Source organism: Streptomyces sp. ID05-39B (assembly GCF_033794725.1).
GTDB lineage: Bacteria > Actinomycetota > Actinomycetes > Streptomycetales > Streptomycetaceae > Streptomyces > Streptomyces bobili.
Genome location: NZ_JARGEF010000503.1, coordinates 1 through 1466 on the forward strand (window position 1 = coordinate 1; position 1466 = coordinate 1466).

At 73.5% G+C, this 1466-nt stretch carries 2 protein-coding genes; both read right to left on the minus strand.

The window, feature by feature from the left end:
• Positions 1-206, minus strand: a 206-nt coding sequence (locus P1P75_RS41510; RefSeq protein WP_319265218.1) for a hypothetical protein, incomplete at its 3' end; no start/stop codon positions are given.
• Between the two features lie 139 nt (positions 207-345).
• A complete protein-coding gene (locus P1P75_RS41515) occupies positions 346-1422 on the minus strand; it encodes a MoxR family ATPase (protein WP_319265221.1) in 1077 nt (358 codons plus the stop codon).
• Positions 1423-1466: the final 44 nt, after the last annotated feature.

Below are 1466 nucleotides of genomic sequence, written 5' to 3' on the forward strand. Positions count from 1 at the left end.
GTGCGGAAAGCGGTGGGGCCGGTGGCCTTTCCTTGCCGGGCCGGTGGCGTGAGGGCGGGCGGGGTGAGCATCCGGCTCTCCGGGCCGTCTCCCTCCGAGGGACTGCTTCCCTCCAGCTGCCGTGCCAGCCACAGCAGTTCGGCCAGCTCGCGCGGCGTCGGGGCGGTACCCGCGGCGGCGGTCAGGAGCGCGGCGAGCCGCCCCACGGCGGTACCGTCGCGCTGCTGTGGGGTCGTTTCAGCAACCGGCTTCTGTCGAGCAACCGGTTCCTTTTCAGTAACCGGTTCCTGCGGGGTAGCCGGTTCCTGCGGGGAAACCGGTTCCCCCTCCGTTACCGGTCGGCCGTCAGAAGCCATCGCCGTCCGCCGTAGCGCTCAGGTACGGCATCAGCTCGTCCGCCAGCGCGTCGCGGGAGTCCGCGTCCAGGCCGGCGACGCCCGTGAGGTAGAGGGCGTTCAGGAGTTGGTCGGTGGCGAGTTCGCCGTCGGCGGCGCGGTTCAGGAAGCGGTTGATGAGGTGTTCCGCGTCACCCGCCGGGGTGTCGAGGTGGGCGCGGACGATCTCGGTGAGCTGCTCGCGGTCCGGGCGGCGCAGCCGCAGGCGGACACAGCGGCGCAGGAAGGCGGGCGGGAACTCGCGCTCGCCGTTGCTGGTCAGCACCACGAAGGGGAAGGCGCGGCAGCGCACCCGGCCCCGGGTGACCGCGACCGGCTCGTCCGTGCCGTCGGCGAGTACCTCGGCGGTTGCGGCCTCGGTGAACTCGCGGGCTGCGCGCATCAGTTCGGGAATCTCGTACTGGCCCTCCTCCAGCACGTTCAGCAGGTCGTTGGGGAGGTCGAGGTCGCTCTTGTCGATCTCGTCGACCAGGAGGACGCGGGGCCGGTGGTAGGGCAGCAGGGCCGTGCCGAGGGGGCCCAGGCGCAGGTGTTCCTCGACGTCGGCGCTCGCGGGCGGGACGCCCTTCGTGCCGCCCGTGCCCGGCGCATCGCCCCCGGGCCTCGGGTCTCCCGCCCGCCATGCCGCCCGTCGGGCCGCGTAGAGCCGGGACAGCGGGTCGTACTGGTAGAGCCCGTCGGAGAGGGTGGAGCGGCTGGTGATGTTCCAGCGCAGGACCGGGCCGAGCCGCAGTTCGCGCGCGACCGCGTAGGCCAGCGAGGACTTGCCGGTGCCGGGCGGCCCGGTGACCAGCAGCGGGCGGCGCAGCACGAGCGCGGCGTTGACGAGCTGGACGGTCTCGGGGGAAGCGACGTAGGTGCGGGCGCGGTGCGCGCGGTCGGGGGAGACGGCCGCCCGGTCCTCGGTGTCCCGGGGCGCGGGCAGGACGGGCTCGCCGTCGAACGCCCGCCAGGGCGGCGGCGCGGGCAGGTCGTCGATGCCGTCGTGCGGCTCGCTGTTCCCTGTGTAGACGGACCAGTGGGGCATGCGGGATCTCTCCGTGCGGTGAACTCGGCATACGGGTGCTCGGG